The 16598-nt window shown below is 65.8% G+C and carries 17 protein-coding genes and 3 tRNA genes; 15 read left to right on the forward strand and 5 right to left on the reverse strand.

Annotated elements, in window-relative coordinates; all coding sequences use genetic code 11:
* Positions 1-2 precede the first annotated feature (2 nt).
* The 7 genes from E7T10_RS08585 to E7T10_RS08615 all read left to right on the forward strand — a co-directional run bounded on the left by E7T10_RS08585 (position 3) and on the right by E7T10_RS08615 (position 4227).
* The gene (locus tag E7T10_RS08585; RefSeq protein ID WP_137721478.1) at positions 3-203 is read left to right on the forward strand and encodes a DNA gyrase inhibitor YacG; all 201 of its coding nucleotides are present in this window, start codon (positions 3-5) and stop codon (positions 201-203) included.
* Between the two features lie 35 nt (positions 204-238).
* A tRNA-Phe gene (locus tag E7T10_RS08590) sits at positions 239-314 on the forward strand.
* A 533-nt stretch (positions 315-847) separates the two neighbouring features.
* The gene (locus tag E7T10_RS08595; protein ID WP_017505197.1) at positions 848-1729 is read left to right on the forward strand and encodes a MotA/TolQ/ExbB proton channel family protein; all 882 of its coding nucleotides are present in this window, start codon (positions 848-850) and stop codon (positions 1727-1729) included.
* A gap of 5 nt (positions 1730-1734) precedes the next feature.
* Positions 1735-2169 carry a biopolymer transporter ExbD gene (locus E7T10_RS08600; RefSeq protein WP_017505196.1) on the forward strand — a complete coding sequence of 145 codons (435 nt, stop codon included), beginning with the start codon at positions 1735-1737 and terminating at the stop codon, positions 2167-2169.
* 14 nt (positions 2170-2183) lie between these two features.
* Entirely contained in the window at positions 2184-2903 is a 720-nt protein-coding gene (locus tag E7T10_RS16070; RefSeq protein ID WP_017505195.1) for an energy transducer TonB, read from the forward strand.
* Between the two features lie 150 nt (positions 2904-3053).
* Positions 3054-3130, forward strand: a tRNA-His gene (locus E7T10_RS08610).
* A 110-nt stretch (positions 3131-3240) separates the two neighbouring features.
* Complete coding sequence (locus E7T10_RS08615) at positions 3241-4227, forward strand: aldo/keto reductase (protein WP_137721479.1); 987 nt, start codon at positions 3241-3243, stop codon at positions 4225-4227.
* A gap of 73 nt (positions 4228-4300) precedes the next feature.
* Here the strand turns inward: E7T10_RS08615 and E7T10_RS08620 are convergent, their stop codons facing one another.
* Positions 4301-4723, reverse strand: coding sequence for a DUF2147 domain-containing protein (locus E7T10_RS08620; RefSeq protein WP_091747281.1), 423 nt, complete (start codon positions 4721-4723; stop codon positions 4301-4303).
* A gap of 116 nt (positions 4724-4839) precedes the next feature.
* Positions 4840-7179: an NAD-dependent DNA ligase LigA gene (gene ligA, locus E7T10_RS08625; RefSeq protein ID WP_210416071.1), complete on the reverse strand. Its 2340-nt coding sequence runs from the start codon at positions 7177-7179 to the stop codon at positions 4840-4842.
* 120 nt (positions 7180-7299) lie between these two features.
* On the opposite strand from ligA, the gene E7T10_RS08630 reads away from it, so the two are divergent.
* The 3 genes from E7T10_RS08630 (at position 7300) to E7T10_RS08640 (ending at position 9492) form a co-directional block, all read left to right on the forward strand.
* The gene (locus E7T10_RS08630) at positions 7300-8256 is read left to right on the forward strand and encodes a M28 family peptidase (RefSeq protein WP_137721481.1); all 957 of its coding nucleotides are present in this window, start codon (positions 7300-7302) and stop codon (positions 8254-8256) included.
* 11 nt (positions 8257-8267) lie between these two features.
* On the forward strand, positions 8268-8750 hold the full coding sequence (locus tag E7T10_RS08635) for a hypothetical protein (protein WP_246845973.1): 483 nt from the start codon (positions 8268-8270) through the stop codon (positions 8748-8750).
* A 79-nt stretch (positions 8751-8829) separates the two neighbouring features.
* The gene (locus tag E7T10_RS08640; protein WP_210416072.1) at positions 8830-9492 is read left to right on the forward strand and encodes a sugar transferase; all 663 of its coding nucleotides are present in this window, start codon (positions 8830-8832) and stop codon (positions 9490-9492) included.
* Here the strand turns inward: E7T10_RS08640 and rpiA are convergent.
* Positions 9489-10172 carry a ribose-5-phosphate isomerase RpiA gene (rpiA, locus tag E7T10_RS08645; RefSeq protein WP_137721483.1) on the reverse strand — a complete coding sequence of 228 codons (684 nt, stop codon included), beginning with the start codon at positions 10170-10172 and terminating at the stop codon, positions 9489-9491. The genes E7T10_RS08640 and rpiA overlap by 4 nt on opposite strands.
* Positions 10169-11521: a bifunctional UDP-N-acetylglucosamine diphosphorylase/glucosamine-1-phosphate N-acetyltransferase GlmU gene (gene glmU / locus E7T10_RS08650; RefSeq protein ID WP_137721484.1), complete on the reverse strand. Its 1353-nt coding sequence runs from the start codon at positions 11519-11521 to the stop codon at positions 10169-10171. Before glmU ends, rpiA begins: the two co-directional genes overlap by 4 nt.
* Before the next feature lie 64 nt (positions 11522-11585).
* On the opposite strand from glmU, the gene E7T10_RS08655 reads away from it, so the two are divergent.
* From E7T10_RS08655 to E7T10_RS08665, 3 genes are all read left to right on the forward strand, one after another.
* Positions 11586-12299, forward strand: a complete 714-nt coding sequence (locus tag E7T10_RS08655; RefSeq protein ID WP_137721485.1) for an HAD-IA family hydrolase — start codon at positions 11586-11588, stop codon at positions 12297-12299.
* Positions 12300-12399: 100 nt separating this feature from the next.
* Positions 12400-13689, forward strand: a complete 1290-nt coding sequence (locus E7T10_RS08660) for a dicarboxylate/amino acid:cation symporter (protein WP_137721486.1) — start codon at positions 12400-12402, stop codon at positions 13687-13689.
* Between the two features lie 56 nt (positions 13690-13745).
* Positions 13746-13820: transfer RNA gene (locus E7T10_RS08665), tRNA-Val, on the forward strand.
* Between the two features lie 13 nt (positions 13821-13833).
* Here the strand turns inward: E7T10_RS08665 and E7T10_RS08670 are convergent.
* Complete coding sequence (locus tag E7T10_RS08670) at positions 13834-14772, reverse strand: ROK family protein (protein WP_137721487.1); 939 nt, start codon at positions 14770-14772, stop codon at positions 13834-13836.
* Between the two features lie 243 nt (positions 14773-15015).
* On the opposite strand from E7T10_RS08670, the gene E7T10_RS15740 reads away from it, so the two are divergent.
* Positions 15016-15156, forward strand: a complete 141-nt coding sequence (locus E7T10_RS15740; protein WP_168189915.1) for a hypothetical protein — start codon at positions 15016-15018, stop codon at positions 15154-15156.
* A 66-nt stretch (positions 15157-15222) separates the two neighbouring features.
* Entirely contained in the window at positions 15223-16593 is a 1371-nt protein-coding gene (locus tag E7T10_RS08675; RefSeq protein ID WP_045811290.1) for a class II 3-deoxy-7-phosphoheptulonate synthase, read from the forward strand.
* The last annotated feature ends 5 nt before the right edge of the window (positions 16594-16598 follow it).

A 16598-nucleotide genomic window follows, 5' to 3' on the forward strand; every position in this document is an offset into this window, starting at 1 on the left:
CCGTGGCTTCCTGTCCCATCTGCCGCAAGGCCGACGCCGATCCCAAGTATAAGCCCTTCTGCTCACGCCGCTGTTCCGACGTCGATCTTCAGCGCTGGTTCACCGGCGCCTATGCCATTCCGGTCGCCCTGGACGAGGGTGCGCAAGATGATGACGAAAAGGACGGATTGGGCGCTGGACAGGCGGAAAAGCCTCCCCTATAGACCCGCCTCTCGCGACGTCGCGACGTCGCGTCGGCGCCTGGATAGCTCAGCTGGTAGAGCAGCGGATTGAAAATCCGCGTGTCGGTGGTTCGAACCCGCCTCCAGGCACCATCTTTTCCCACACCGTAAAAATCGATTGTTTTGAACGCATGACCCTGCGCTGCGGCCTTTGCGCCGCCCTTGGGTTTAAGCCAGCCTGCAGCGATCAGCCCTACAATTCGCCATATCGGGAAATGATCGCGCTCAGGATGGCCGTTTTGAACAAACTTGCTTCATCTGACGTCAGATCATCATCAAAATGTCGCGCGGCTGCACTCTAATGCGCCGGTTGGTGGAACTTTTCTCCATGTCTCTCGACGGGTTAAAAGCCCCTCTTGTCCCTTGACGCTCCGGTAAGGGTTCGTCAAAGGGTTGAGGCGCCTTCGCAAGAAGACGTTAATGCGGATCGCCGGAGACGTGTCTCCGAAGGTTCGACCAGCGGAGACGAGGCGGGCGACCGTTTCGATCTCCACCGAAGATTTCAGCGAGCTCTGATCCTCGAAAGGACGGGCGCGTTGAAGGAAACATTTCAGGTTGGGGGGCGGTCGCTGACTATGGCCGCACCTTTGGTTCCACGAGTCAGACCAAGCAGGAACTGGCGAATTATGCTGAACAGCAAAAAGACGAATATCCTTCTCGCCATGGCCGGCGCCGCCGCGCTGATGGCGAGCTCGCCGGTCCTGGCCCAGGCCCCGGCCGAGCCCACCCCGGCCGCCTCGACTGCGGCTCCCGCAGCCGCCGCTCCGGCTGCCGGCGAAGCTGACCCCGCAACGGTGAACGACGCCGTCGGCGGCGGTCACGGCGACATCACCCCGATCTCCATGTTCATGGAAGCCACGGTCGTCGTTAAGGTCGTCATGGCCGGCCTGCTGCTGGCCTCGATCCTGTCGTGGACCCTGCTGCTCATCAAGCTGTTCGAGTTCGGCGCTCTGAACCGCAAGACCGACAACTTCCTCGAGAACTTCCGCGGCGCCCGCACCATCGCTGACATGCGCGCTGTCTCGACTCAGGAAGAGTTCGACGGCAACCCGCTGGCCGACATGGCCGCCGCCGCCACCGAGGAAATCGAACTGTCGCGTCAATCGGGTCTGTCGGTCACCGGTGATCACCTCGACTCGGCCATGGCCCGCGCCCAGTCGGCTGTCGCCGCCGTCCAATCCGGTCTGGCCCTGCGCCTGTCGGGCGGCCAGCAGTTCCTGGCGTCGGTCGGCTCGATCGGTCCGTTCGTCGGTCTGTTCGGCACCGTTTACGGCATCATGAACTCCTTCATCGGTATCGCCCAGTCGAACACGACCAACCTGGCCGTCGTGGCTCCGGGTATCGCTGAGGCTCTGCTGGCCACCGGTATCGGTCTGTTCGCCGCTATCCCTGCCGTTGTGTTCTACAACTACTTCAACACCCGCATCGCTGCTTACGGCACGCGCGCCGACGGCTTCGCCGCTGAGCTGCTGAACGGCATCTCGCGTCAGCTCGACAAGGGGGCGTAAGACGGATGGCCGCCAAGATTAAATCGGGCGGCGCTGGCAACCTGCCTCAGGCCAACAGTGATATCAACGTTACGCCTTTCGTTGATATCATGCTGGTTCTGCTCATCATCTTCATGGTGGCGGCTCCGCTAGCCTCCGTGTCGGTGCCTGTTGAGTTGCCAATCGCCGTCGCCAAGGCGGCCCCGAACCCGCCCAAGCCGGTCTATATTTCGATCCAGAATGACGGCGACGTCTATGTGGGCGATTTCCGGACCGACGTCGGAGCCCTGGGTGAAGATCTGAAAAAACAGATCGGATCCCGGAACCCGGCCGATGAGCGGATCTTCATTCGGGGCGACCAGAACACCCGTTACGGCGACTTCATGCAGGTCATGAATGCGCTGCAGGATAACGGCTTCTATAGCGTTGCGCTGGTCGGCGAAGACCAGGCGACGAGTTAGGATGCGGAGATAGTATGACAGACGTCGAATATCATCGCAGTCGCTACGACGTACCCAAGAAGAAGGGCTTCATGGGGGTGTCCTACCCCGTGCTGATCGTCTGCCTGATGGTGGTCAGCATCTTGTTCGCGTTGCTGATCTTCTTTGTTCAGCAGTCCAAGTTCAAGCTGAAGGAGTTCAACTACGTCGACGAGTCCGTCGAGGTCGAGTTGGTCGAGCCGGTTCCGCCGCCTCCGCCGCCTCCGCCCCCGCCGCCTCCGCCGACGGATACGCCTCCGCCGCCGAAGCTTCAGGTGCGCGTGCCGGCTCCGGTCCCGAACATCGTTCCCCCTCCGCCGGTCAACATCACGCCGACGAAGAAGGAAGATCGGGTTGAATACACGGGTCCGCCCGTCAATATTCCTGGACCGCCGCCTCCGCCCGCACCCCCGGCTCCGCCGCGTCCGTCGACGATCACGAACGTTCAGTGGTCGCGCCAACCGCGCCCGACAGCTGATGACTTCCCGGCGCGTGCGCTGGAGCGTGAAATCAGCGGTTCGGCTACGGTCGAGTGCACGGCGCGCTCCAACGGATCTCCGGCGAACTGCCGCGTGGTGTCCGAAGAGCCTGCCGGAATGGGCTTCGGCCGCGCCGCCATTCGGGTGGTTCAGCGTGGACAACTGTCCCCGCGGACCGTCGATGGCGCCGCTCAAGACGCGACCTTCCGCGTCCGGGTGCCCTTCACCCTCGGGTGATCGTCACGGCAACAGACAAGACGCCTCGGAGAGCAATCTTCGGGGCGTTTTTGTTTGGGCGGTCACCCGCGAAATCTCCTGACGAAATATGAGGAAGGCGCTTGATCGCCTGCCGCAGGCCCGGTAGAGAACGCGCCTCGCGATGCGCGGGCCGCCTTAGCTCAGTTGGTTAGAGCGCCGGTTTGTGGAACCGGAGGTCCTCAGTTCAAGCCTGAGAGGCGGTACCATCGCAAAGCGCGGCCGGGCTTGCAGCCCGCCGTCGCCGCGACCATCTCCTGATCGTCGGCCGTCCTATCCGTTTTTAGGCCGATCCCCACATCGACAGGAGAAGGCCCCGATGAAGACGCGCAAGCTGGGTGCGAACGGCCCCGAGGTTTCGGCCATTGGCCTGGGCTGCATGGGCATGAGCGCCTTCTACGGCGGCGCCGACGAGGCCCAGTCCATCTCCGTCATTCATCGCGCGCTCGATCTGGGCATCACCCTGTTCGACACCGCAGAGATGTACGGCCCCCACACCAACGAGGTGCTGGTCGGCAAGGCGCTGAAGGACCGGCGCGACCAGGCCTTCATCGCCACCAAATTCGGCATCAACTACAATGCCGACCGCACCAGGCTGATGACCGACGGCAGCCCGGCCAACGTCCGTCGCGCCATTGAAGGGAGCCTGCAACGCCTCGGCGTGGACCACGTCGATCTCTACTATCTGCACCGCGTCGATCCGGACACGCCGATCGAAGAGACCGTCGGGGCGATGGCGGAACTGGTGAAGGAGGGCAAGGTCCGCTTCCTGGGTCTGTCCGAGGCCGCGCCCGACACCCTGCGCAAGGCGCATGCGACCCATCCGATCACGGCGCTGCAGACGGAATACTCACTGTGGAGCCGCGAACCGGAGGACGAACTGTTCTCGGTCGTGCGCGAACTGGGCATCGGTTTCGTGCCCTACAGCCCGCTGGGCCGCGGCTTCCTGTCGGGCGACATCACCGCGATTGATGACCTGGACGCGGACGACTTCCGCCGCACCAATCCGCGTTTCATGGGCGAGAACTTCCAGAAGAACCTGGATCTGGTCGAGGCCGTGAAGGCCATTGCGTCGGACAAGGGCATAACCGCCGCTCAACTGGCGCTGGCCTGGGTGCTGGCGCAAGGCGAGGATCTGATCCCGATCCCCGGCACACGTCGGATCGCGACTCTTGAGCAGAATGCGGCGGCCGTGGACGTCGTTCTGACGCCTGAGGACCTCGCCCGGATCGAGGACGTCTTCCCCAAGGGCGCAGCGACAGGGCATCGCTACGCCGAGGCGGCGCGGGCGGCGCTGAATCGCTGAGCTACAAGCCAAATTAAAAAGGCCCGGTCGGATCGCTCCGGCCGGGCCTTTCATATGTGGGGCGTCCCTGATCCTACTGGATGCGGGTCCAGGTCTGGGTCTTGCAGAGCGGAGCCACGATGCAGCCGCGCAGACGCAGGCTGTTGTCGTTCGTCATGGTGATGGTGCCGCGATAGGTGCCGCCGTCGGCCGGGTTATAGACCGAGCCGTTGCGCCATTCCGTCGGACCGCCGGTGAAGCCCGTAAGCATGGGCAGATTGCGCAAGGTGCGGTTCCGCAGCGAGGCGTCGCGATTGTTGGCGTCGCGCGCATTCGCGTCCCGGCGAATGTGGTCCGAGGTCACCAGCGTGCCGCACAGCGCTTGGCCGCAGCGCGCGATCCGTACCTGACCGCCATTCGTCGGCGTCTGCCACAGGCCGGTCGGGTCGCCCGCCAGGGCCGGAGAGGCGAGGGCGCCCGCCAGGGCCGCCGCGGCCAGCATGATCTTGATCTTCATAGTCGTTCCCTTTCGTCGGGTCGGTCGCACCGCCCATTGAAGCGGACGTTGATCGCGGTTTCGGTTGAAAACAAGGCCTAAACCCCGGCGATCGCCAACGAAAACCGACCCTTAGGTCAACTTCCGTCGCCGATAAGGGCGAGCCATTCGTCCTCGGTCAGCACATGGACGCCATGTTTCTCGGCGTCCTTGAGCTTTGAGCCTGCTCCGGGGCCGGCGACGAGATAGTCGGTCTTTTTCGACACCGAACCCGACACCTTGGCGCCCAGGCTTTCAGCGCGGGCCTTGGCCTCGTCGCGGGTGAAGCGCTCTAGGGCGCCGGTGAAGACGACGGTCTTGCCGGCGACCGCCGTGTCGGACTTGGGGCGTTCGGCGTCGAGGATCTGGGTCAGTTCGGCTTCCAAAGCCTCTACGACCCTCAGATTGTGCGGCTCGTGGAAGAAGTGGGCCAGGGCCTCCGCCGCGACGGGGCCGACCCCGGTGACGCCGGCGATCTGGTTCAGGATTTCGGACGGACCGTCCTCGCGCGCGACACGGGCCAGTTCGACCAGCCCGGACCAGTCGTTCGCCATCGTCGCCAGAGACCGGCGGGCCGGGGCGGCCATGCCGGGGAAGGCCTGGCTGATCTTCATGTCCATCGTCGCCTCGGGCCAGGGATCGACGGCGGGGGGCTTAGCCTCGGCCATCAGGGCCAGGACGCGGGGCGATATGGCGTGGGCGGCGGCCAGTTCGGTCCAGGCGTCGGACGGCACACCCGAAGCGGCCTGGAGGCAGGCGGCCTTCAGCGCGGGCCAGCTCTCGAAGGCGCGGGCCAGGACGATGGACGTCTGTTCGCCGATGTCGCGGACTCCCAAGCCGAACAGGAATCTGTCCAGCGAAATGACGCGGCGGGCGTCGATGCCGGCGACCAGATTGCGGATGCTCGTCTCGCCATAACCGTCGTCGCGTTCCAGCGCCTTCAACCGCGCCTCGTCGCGCGCCAGACGGAAGATGTCGGCCGGCTCCTTGATCCAGCCGCGCGCATTGAAGGCGATCAACTGTTTCTCGCCCAGACCCTCGATGTCAAAGGCGCGGCGGCCGACGAAATGCTTCAGCCGTTCGACGATCTGGGCGTCGCAGATCAGGCCACCGGTGCAGCGACGCTTGACCTCGTCGCCTTCGCGCACGGCTTCCGAGCCGCAGACGGGGCAGTGTTCAGGGAAGGCATAGGGGACGGCGTCGGCGGGACGTAACTCCGGGACCACGCCCAGGATCTGGGGGATGACATCGCCGGCGCGTTGCAGGCGGACGGTGTCGCCGATGCGGACATCCAGACGCTCGATCTCGTCTTCATTGTGCAGGGTGGCGTTGCGCACCACGACACCGCCGACGGTGACGGGATGCAACCGGGCGACGGGGGTCAGGGAGCCGGTGCGGCCGACCTGGATGTCGATGCCCTCCAGCACAGTGGTGGCCTGCTGGGCCGGAAATTTGTGGGCGATGGCCCACCGGGGGCTGCGGGCGACGAAGCCCAGCCGGCGTTGCCAGTCGATGCGATCCACCTTGTAGACCACGCCGTCGATGTCATAGCCCAGGGTCGCGCGATCGCGTTCCAGCTCACGATAGACGGCGATCAGGCCCTCGGCGCCCTCGACCCGGCGCGAGCGGGCGTTGACGGGGAACCCCCAGGCCTTGAGCTTTTGCAGGGCGTCCCACTGGGTCTCGGCGAAGTCGCTGGAGTGTTCGCCCCAGGCGTAGGCGAAGAAGTTCAGCGGACGTTTGGCGGTGATCCGGGCGTCCTTCTGGCGCAGGGAGCCGGCGGCGAAGTTGCGGGGGTTGGCGTAGGTGCGGCGCCCTTCGGCCTCGGCGGCGGCGTTGAAGGCGGCGAAGGCGTCGTTGGGCGCATAGACTTCGCCACGCACCTCGATCCGGTCGGGCCAGTCGTCGCCGGCCAAAGTCTGTTGCACATCGGCGATGGTGTTCAGATTGGCGGTGACGTCCTCGCCCGCGCGGCCATCGCCCCGCGTGGCGCCGATCGTCAGTCTTCCATCGACATAGAGCAGATTGGCGGACAGGCCGTCGATCTTGGGCTCGGCGACGAAGGCAATCGGTTTGTCGGCGGGCAGTTTCAGGAAACGGGTGATCCGGGCGACGAAATCGCGCACCTCGCCCTCGTCGAAAGCGTTGTCCAGCGACAGCATGGGCACGCCGTGGCGCACCTCGGCGAACTGGGTTGAGGCGGCGGCTCCAACCTTGTTCGACGGCGAGTCGGGGCGGACCAGATCAGGGAAGGCGGTTTCGATCGCCAGGTTGCGCGCACGCATGGCGTCGTAGTCGGCGTCGGAAATCTCGGGCGTCGCCTCGTTGTACAGCGCGTCGTGACGGGCCATTTCGGCGGCCAGCCAAGCCAAGGCCTCGGCGGCCGTTTCGGCGGTGAGGTCTTCGACGGGGACTTCGAGAGGAATCGCGTTGGCCATGGCCGTCGTCATATCATCTGACGCGCCGCCCGTGCATCGCGCAAAGCCGATGATGACAGAACCGTAGGCTGACGCGCCGTCCGCTCTTCGCTAGGTTCGCGCGTCCTTATCGGAGCCTGTATGACTCGTTCGACCCTCTGCCTCTTCGTCGCTGGCGCCGCCCTGATCGTCAGCGGCTGCGCCGCCGTTCCCGCAACGGCGCCGACTGCTCCGAGCGCCGTCGCGCCGGTTTCCAGCCAACTGCTGGAGGACGTTCGCATCCTGTCCGCCGACGACATGCAAGGCCGCGACACAGGCTCGGAAGGCGGCAAGCGGGCACGCGCCTACATCGTCTCGCGATTGGAGGCCATGGGCGTTCAGGCCCCGCCGTTCGGGCGTTTGCAGCGGTTCGAGGCGCCGGGCCGCACGCGCGAGGGGGTGAAGACCTTCAGCGGCGTCAACATCGTCGGCCTGATCCCCGGAACCCGCGTCGCCGACCGCTATATCGTCGTGACGGCCCACTACGACCATGTCGGCGTCAATGACGGCCAGATCTTCCACGGCGCCGACGATAATGCCTCGGGCGTGGCGACGATGCTGGAGCTGGCGGCCCGACTGAAGGCCCAACCGCCGGAACACAGCGTGCTGATCGTGGCGCTGGACGGCGAGGAGCGGGGGCTGCTGGGCGCTCGCGAGTTCGTCAAGGCGCCTCCGGTGCCCCTGTCGTCACTCAGCCTGAACCTGAACTTCGACATGACGGCGCGGGCGGAAACGGATGGCCATCTATGGGTCACCGGGACCTACCAGCACCCCAATCTGCGCCCCGTGCTGGAGGCCGTTGTGCCGAACGGAGCGGTGTCCTTCGCCTTCGGCAAGGACACCCCGCAGGATACGGGCGAGAACAACTGGGTCGACGCCTCTGATCATGGCGCCTTCCACGAGGCGGGCGTGCCCTTCCTGTACATGGGCGTCGACTATCATCCCGATTATCACCGACCAAGCGACACCTTCGACCGGATCACGCCGTCGGTCTTCACCAGTGCGACCGAAATCGCCATCGCCGGGTTCCGCGCCTTGGATCAGGCGCTCGATCGATGAAGTCCTCATGGGTGGTCGTCGCGGTCGCGGGCTTGCTGAGCCTAGCGGCATGCGAGCGGCGCGACGCTGCGACACCGACGTCGACGCCGGAAGCGACGTTTCAACATCGTCTAAGCGGCGATATCTCGGGCGACTATCGCCCGACAGGTGAGGCATCCATTCAGCCCGTGGCATCGCTGTTCATCGGACAGGATGAGGCCTTCGCTGCCTGGGAGGGCGGGTCCCGCGCTTCGCCGCCGCTGATCCTGTCGCTGACCGGGCCGCAAGGCGAGGCCAGGGTCTTGCCGAGCGCCTATGTCGTGACCGACGATCGGATCCAGATGCGCGGCTCCGTGCCCGGCTTGGGCCCGGTGGAGTTGTCGGGGCGGATTGATCAGGGCGCTTTGGCGACGGCGCGCCGGAATCTCGGCGATCAGACGCCAGTCGTTACCGGGACGGTTTCGGTCAACGGTCGTCCCACGCCTTTCACGCTGAGTTGGTGGGGCGGCGACTGATCTGAGCAATCTGTGTTGGCGCCGCGCCAAGATTGCCAACCGTGCAATCCCAGGTCATGGTGACGCTTGGGGGCGCTGAATGTCGATATCGGAATTGGCCGGGTGCGATGTGACGTCGACACGCGACGCCATTGCGTCTCGACGCCGCGTTCGTCTCGACCCGACCCGCGCCATGGATGTCGTGTTCGCCCTGATAGGGCTGCTTCTGACCTGGCCGCTCTTCGTTTTCATCGCCCTGGGCGTCAGGGCGCAGGACGGAGGGTCTGCGATCTTTCGCCAGCAGCGGATCGGGCGCGATGGCCGACTGTTCGACTGTCTGAAGTTCCGTTCGATGACGTTGGGTGCTGAGCAAGCCTTGCCGTCAGCCTCTGATCCGGAATGGCAGGCGAAGCGAAAGCTGACGCACGATCCGCGCGTCACGTCGCTGGGCCGCGTGTTGCGACGGTCCAGTTTTGATGAGCTGCCTCAGCTGATCAATGTGTTGAGGGGGGAGATGTCTCTGGTCGGCCCCCGACCGATCGTGATCGATGAGGCGGCGCGATACGGACGGCGACTGGCCGACTACTGCGCGGTGCGCCCGGGCCTGACGGGCCTGTGGCAGGTCTCGGGGCGCAATGCCGTGCCCTATCCGCGCCGTGTGGCGATGGATGTCTGGTTGGTCAGAAACCGCACCATCGGCGTCTATCTGGCGATCCTGGCGCGCACGATCCCGGCGGTGCTGAGCCGACGGGGCGTGTCCTAGGGAAGACGCTCCTCAAAGCCCTCGTCCGTGCCGATGATGGCGAGGTCCGCGAGATCCAGGAACAGGCCGTGCTCCACGACACCGGTGATCAGTTTCAGATCGTCGGCCAGACGGACCGGATCGTGGATCGCCTTGCAGCCCGCGTCATAGATCAGATTGCCGCCGTCGGTGCGGATCAGGCCGCGATCAGCCTGACGCACGCGCGCCGGCTGGTTGATGTCGTGGTCGATCAGCACATCGGCGATGCGGTTGGCCGTCGTCTTGTGACCGAAGGCGACGACCTCGATCGGCAGGGGGAAGGTCCCCAGCACAGGCACCACCTTGGCCGCGTCGGCGATGACGATGCAGCGGGCTGAGGCCTCCCACACCAGCTTCTCGCGCAGCAGGGCCGCGCCGCCGCCCTTGATCAGCGCCAGGCCCGGCCCGATCTCGTCGGCGCCGTCCACGGTCAGGTCAATGCGCGGCGTGTCTTCCAGCGTCGACAACGTCAGCCCGAGTTCGCGCGCCAGGTCTGCAGTCTTCTCCGATGTCGGCACGCAGCGCAGGTCGGGCAGCTTGCGCGCCGCCAACGCCTTGACGAACCAGGCTGCGGTGGACCCGGTGCCCAGGCCGACGATCATGCCCGCCTCGACGTGGGCGGCGGCGGCCTCGCCGGCATTCTTCTTCTGGAGGTCGCTCATTTGGATTTCGCAGCCTTCTTCGCTTCGGCTTGGACACGGAAGGCAGCCGCCGCCTCGGGTTTGACGGTCTGGCGCGCGCGGCCGAACGCCATGGCGTGGGCGGGCACGTCCTCGGTAATGACAGAGCCGGAGGCGATCAGGGCGCCGTCGCCGATGACCACCGGGGCCACCAGGCTGGAGTTCGATCCGACGAAGGCTCCGGCGCCGACCTGGGTCTGCGCCTTGTTGAAGCCGTCGTAGTTGCAGAAGATGGTCCCTGCGCCGACGTTGGCGCCCGCGCCGACCGACCCGTCGCCTAGATAGGCCAGGTGATTGGCCTTGGCGCCTTCCGCCATCTTCACGTTCTTGACCTCGACGAAGTTGCCGACCTTGACCCCGGTCGCTAGGTCCGCGCCGGGACGCAGGCGCGCGTAAGGACCGACTTCGGCCCCGGCCGCGACCCGCGCGCCCTCGATATGGCTGAAGCTGCGAATGCGCGCGCCGGCATCGATCACCGCACCAGGGCCGAAGACCACGAAGGGTTCAATCACGGCCCCGCCGCCGATCTGGGTGTCCCAGGCGAAATGAACGGTGTCGGGCGCAGCCATCGTCACGCCGGCCGCCAGGAAGGTGTCGCGTTGCACACGCTGGAACAAGGCTTCGGCCTGAGCCAGCTCGGCCTGGGAGTTGACGCCCATTACCGCGTCCTCAGCGGCGAAGACGGCGCGGGTCGGGTGGCCGCCCTGGCGTGCCAGAGCGACGACATCCGTCAGATAGTATTCGCCCTTGGCGTTTTCGTTCTTCACCTCGGCCAGCAACGAGAAGAGCAGGGCGGCCGGCGCAGCCATGACGCCCGAGTTGCAGGCGGTGATGGCGAGAATCTCGGCCGACGCCTCCTTGGCCTCGGTGATGGCGGTCAGGGTGTCGCCTTCGACGATCAGACGGCCATAGGCGCCGGGATCGCGCGCCTCGAACCCGATGACGGTGACGCCATCCGCGTTGAAAACCGGCTCGATGTCGGCGGCTTTCAGCAAAGGGACGTCGCCATAGGTGACGACCACCTCGCCATCGAAACCGGCCAGCGCCTGTTCGGCGGCGCGCACCGCGTGTCCGGTGCCTAGCGGCGGGTCCTGGACCGCAATGGCGGCCTCGCCCAGCCGTTTGACCACATGGGCCCGGACCTCCGGCGAGTGATTGCCGACCACGACGACGATGCGTTCGCACCCCAGGCCTTCCGCCGCATCGATGGCGTGGTCCAGCATGGCGCGGTGGGCGACGGGGTGCAGCACCTTGGGCAGCGGCGACTTCATCCGCGTGCCCTGGCCGGCGGCGAGAATGATGGCGGCGCGGGCGCGCGTCTGGCTGGTCATGAATCGTCTCGCAGTCTAGTCGTCCTGCGATCTAGCCCATCATGCGGGCCAGCGGGAGATGTGGATGAGCGATCGCGACCTGGAAGGCTGGACCATCGCCTTCGACCTTGACGGCACGCTGGTCGATTCCGCCCCGGACCTGATCGGCACGCTGAACCGGATGCTGGTTGAGGAGGGGCTGCCGCCCGTGCCGATGGAGTCCGCCGCGACCTTGATCGGATCGGGCGCGCGGGCGCTGCTGGTGTACGGCTTCGGAGCCGCCGGCGCGCCGGTCGAGCGGGCCAAGTCCGACGAACTGTTCGAGCGGTTCCTGGTCGATTACGCCGCCCACATCGCCGACGGTTCGCAGCCCTTCGAGGGCGTGGTCGAGACGCTGGAGCGGCTCAGCGAGCGGGGCGCTATCCTGGTCGTGGCTACCAACAAGCGTTCGGACCTGTCGGAGTTGTTGTTGGGCAAACTGGACTTGACCCGACATTTCGCCGCCATCGTCGGCCCGGATCGGGTCAGCGCGCGCAAGCCCTCGGGCGCCCATCTGAAGGAGGCCGTCGTGATCGCAGGCGGTGATCCCGAACGGGCCATCATGGTGGGAGACGCCGCGCCGGACGCGGATGCCGCCAAGGACGCCGGCATGCCCTGCATTCTGACGACCTTCGGCTTTACGCCGACACCCGTCGAAGACCTGGGCGGGGACGTGCTGATCGACGCTTTCGAGGACGTCGAAGAGGCGATCGACGGCATCCTCTCCGACTTCTACGTGCGGCGGGCGCTGAAATTCTGAAGCCAGCCGACAGGAAATCTGTCGGCTGAATGATCGCTGCTGCGGTTGCGGATCGCCATGGCGATGGACAGATTGGCGCACCCCTGTTGAAAGTGCCGTCATGCTCGCTCGCTTTTTCAAGATCCCGCTGTGGCAGCGGACCGCCGCCGGCTTCATCCTCGGCATCATCGCCGGGCTGATCCTGCGCGAGCGTGCCGAGACCTGGCTTCAGCCGATCGGCGACGTTTATCTGAACCTGATCCGCATGGTGGTGGCGCCGCTGGTGCTGTTCACCATCGCCAGTTCCATCGCCAAGCTGGGGGAAGGGGCGGGGGCCGTGCGGCTGGGGGTGCGAACCATCGCCTGGTTCGCCATCACCTCGCTGCTGGCTGTGCTCGTCGGCTTCGCCTTCGGTCACATCATCAATCCGGGCGTCGGCCTGTCCAACCTGCCGCTGGGCGAGGTTAAAGAGCGCATAATCCCGACCCCGTTGGAAGTCTTGATCGGCGTCGTGCCGACCAATCCGTTCGCCGCCCTGGCCGAAGGCAAGGTGTTGCAGATAATCTTCTTCTCGGCCCTGGTCGGCATGGCCCTGGTGGCGCTGGGCGACCGGGCGCAGGGCGTTCGGCGTCTGGTGGATGAAGGCGCGGCCATCATTTTCCGCATCACCCGCTGGGTGATCCAGCTGACGCCCATCGGCGTGTTCGGCCTGATCGGATCGGTCGTCGGCGGCTACGGCTGGGAGGCGCTGCTGCCCCTGGTGAAGTTCATCCTGGCAATCTACGCCGCCTGCCTGTTCCACATCCTGATCGTCTATTCGGGCCTGCTGAAGGTGCATGGCCTGAAGGTGACCAGCTTCTTCCGCGGCGCCTTCGCGGCCCAGCAGACCGCATTTGCGACCTCATCCTCGCTGGGGACGTTGCCGATCACTCTTCGCCAGACGGTCGAACGGCTGGGCGTGCCCCAGGCCTACGCCGCCTTCGCCGTGCCCCTGGGGGCCAATGTGAAGATGGACGGGTGCGGGGCCATCTATCCGGCCATCGCCTCGATCTTCATCGCTCAGTATTTCAAGATTGATCTGACGCTGACCCAGTACGTCCTGATCGGCCTGACGGCGGTGCTCGGGTCGCTGGGAACGGCCGGCGTGCCCGGCACCAGCATCGTCATGCTGACCCTGACCCTGTCGACAGCCGGCCTGCCGCTGGAAGGCATCGGCTATATCGTCGCCATCGACCGGATCATCGACATGATGCGCACCGCGACCAACGTCACCGGACAGATGCTGGTGCCGGTGCTGGTCGCCAAGGAAGAGGGCATCCTCAACCAGGACATCTACAACGGTCACGTCGCCTGGCTGCCGGGCGACCCGGAAGCCGATACGCCCGAAGGCGTTCGCGCCGCCGGAATCTGAAACAGGCGCTTGCGCGGGGGCGGCGACCGGGCTATGTCGCCGCCTCCGCAAGGCAAGGACGCGTAGCTCAGCGGGAGAGCACCTCGTTCACACCGAGGGGGTCACAGGTTCAATCCCTGTCGCGTCCACCATCTCCACTTCAATCTAATCCCGGCCTTGCGTGCCCCAGTCCTTGGGCCACGCGCCCGTGACGGAACGGTGGGCGAGGGCCAATGCGCCGATCAGGCCGGCGGACACGCCCGCGCTCGGCGCCGCGATGTAGGTCTGCATATCCAGACCTTTCAGGCTGGCGTCGTAGCCGCCGAGCTGTCTCACCAGCGCCTGTCTGACCAGATCGTACATGTGCGGCTGCATTACGCCGCCGCCGATGATGATTCGCTCTGGCCGCAGCGTGTAGGTCAGGTTGGTGCACAGACCGGCGATATACTCCGCCGTCATCGGCCAGGCCGGATGATCGTGAGAAAACGTCTCGGCCGGCGCGCCCCAGCGCGCTTGCAGCGCCGGCCCGCTCGCCAGGCCTTCCAGGCAGTCACCGTGGAAGGGACAAACGCCCGAGAACGTCTCGTCGCCCTTGGCGCGGGGCAGCCGGATATGACCGGCTTCGGGATGGTTCGCCCCGCCATGCGGCGCGCCGTCGATCATCACCCCCACCCCCACGCCCGTGCCGACCGTGACGTAGCAGAAGCTCTCCAGTCCTTGCCCGCTGCCGAACAGGCGTTCGCCCACGGCCGCGCCGTTCACATCGGTGTCCAGCGTCATGGGAACATCGAGGCGCCGGCGCAGACGGGCCAACAGGTTGACGTCGCTCCAGCCGGGCTTGGGCGTGCTGGTGATGGCGCCGAAATCCGGCGCGTCGGGCTTCAACGACAGAGGGCCGAAACTGACGATCGCTAGAGCAGAAAGCCGGTCGTGTTTCGACTGTGCGTCGACGAAGAAGGCCGCGACCGCATCCAGCGTCTCGTCGGGCGACGTCGTCGGGATACGGATCTGGTCGATGATCACGCCGTCGGCGGCGGCGACGCCGCAGATGAACTTGGTGCCGCCGGCTTCGACACCGCCGAGGAGGATGGATTGGGTCGACATGGGCGCCCGCCTTTCGGGTGCGACGAAGGTTCGCGGGACTGAACATCGAACAGGGCCAAGCGTTCAGAGCCCATGACCCTTCTAGCCCGCCTGTTCATCGCCTTCGACGCCGCCGCCAAGATTTTGACGCGCAAGGAAAGACTGCTGTGAGCCGCCTTTGCAGGGTGCCGGATTTGGCGATTGCGTCGGGCTCCCTGCATCGCCACCTTCACCGCCAGAACACGAGATGAGACGAGGACGCCGATGGCTCGCAAACCCAACTACAGCTTTGAGCGTCAGGAACGTGAACGCGCAGCAGCGCAGAAGGCGGCCGAGAAGGCGGCGGCGAAGGCTGAACGCAAGGCCGAAGCTGCGGCGGAAAAGTCGCCTTCTTCGGAAGACTGACATTTCGCGGCAAAATCCTCCTGGCTTTTCGTTGTTTGAATAGGCGCGAAGTCCTATTCTTGCGCGATGACACGCTGGACCCCCGAAAGCTGGAGAACCAAGACCGCCCTGCATATGCCGGCGGACTATCCGGATCCTGCCGCCCTCGCGCGGGTGGAAGACGAGCTGCGCGCCTTGCCGCCGCTGGTCTTCGCAGGCGAAGCGCGGCGCCTGACGTCGAAGCTGGCGCAGGTCGAGCGGGGCGACGCCTTCCTGCTGCAGGGCGGCGACTGCGCCGAAAGCTTCAAGGAGTTCTCGACCGACAATATCCGCGACACCTTCCGCCTGATCCTGCAGATGGCGGTCGTCCTGACCTTCGCCGGACGCAAGCCGGTGGTGAAGGTGGGGCGGATCGCGGGCCAGTTCGCCAAGCCTCGCTCGTCGCCGCTCGAAGAGATCGACGGCGTCGAACTGCCCAGCTATCGCGGCGACATCATCAACGGCATGGGCTTCACGCCGGAGGAGCGCGCGCCCGATCCGCAGCGTCTGATCCGCGCCTACAACCAGTCGGCCTCGACGCTGAACCTGCTGCGCGCCTTCGCCGGCGGCGGCTATGCCGACCTGTACAACATCCATCGCTGGACCCTGGGCTTCGCGGGCGACAATGCCGCCGGCGCCCAGTACCGCGAGCTGGCCGACAAGATCACCGAGGCCCTGGCCTTCATGGAGGCGGTCGGCGTCACGCCCGAGACGCATCCGGATCTCAGCCGAGTCGAGGTCTTCACCAGCCACGAGGCCCTGCTGCTGAACGTCGAAAGCGCCCTGACGCGTCTGGATGGCGGTTCCGGCGAGTGGTTCGACACCTCGGCCCACATGCTGTGGATCGGCGAGCGCACGCGTCAGCTGGACGGCGCCCACGTCGAGTTCATGAAGGGGATCAAAAACCCCATCGGCGTGAAGTGCGGGCCGACCATGACCGCCGACGACCTGCTGCCGCTGATCGACGCCCTGAACCCGGACAATGTCTCCGGTCGTCTGACGCTGATCGGACGCTTCGGTCACGACAAGGTCGGCGAGCGCCTGCCCAGGCTGATGCGCGAGGTGAAGGCCTCGGGCCGCAAGGTGATCTGGTCCATCGACCCGATGCACGGCAACACGCTGAAGGCCGGCAACGGCTACAAGACCAGGCCGTTCGACCGCATCCTGGGCGAAGTCCGGACCTTCATCGATGTGGCTGAGGCCGAAGGCGTCCACCCCGGCGGCGTCCACCTGGAAATGACCGGTCAGAATGTCACCGAATGCATCGGCGGCGCCCAGGCGGTGACGGAGGACGATCTGTCCAACCGCTATCACACCCACTGCGACCCGCGCCTGAACGCCGACCAGGCGCTGGAGCTGGCCTTCCTGGTGGCTGAGCGGCTGAAGGCCGGACGGGTGGCGCAGTCGGCGGCGGCCTAGCCGTC

The sequence above is a fragment of the Brevundimonas sp. SGAir0440 genome, assembly GCF_005484585.1.
Lineage (GTDB): Bacteria > Pseudomonadota > Alphaproteobacteria > Caulobacterales > Caulobacteraceae > Brevundimonas.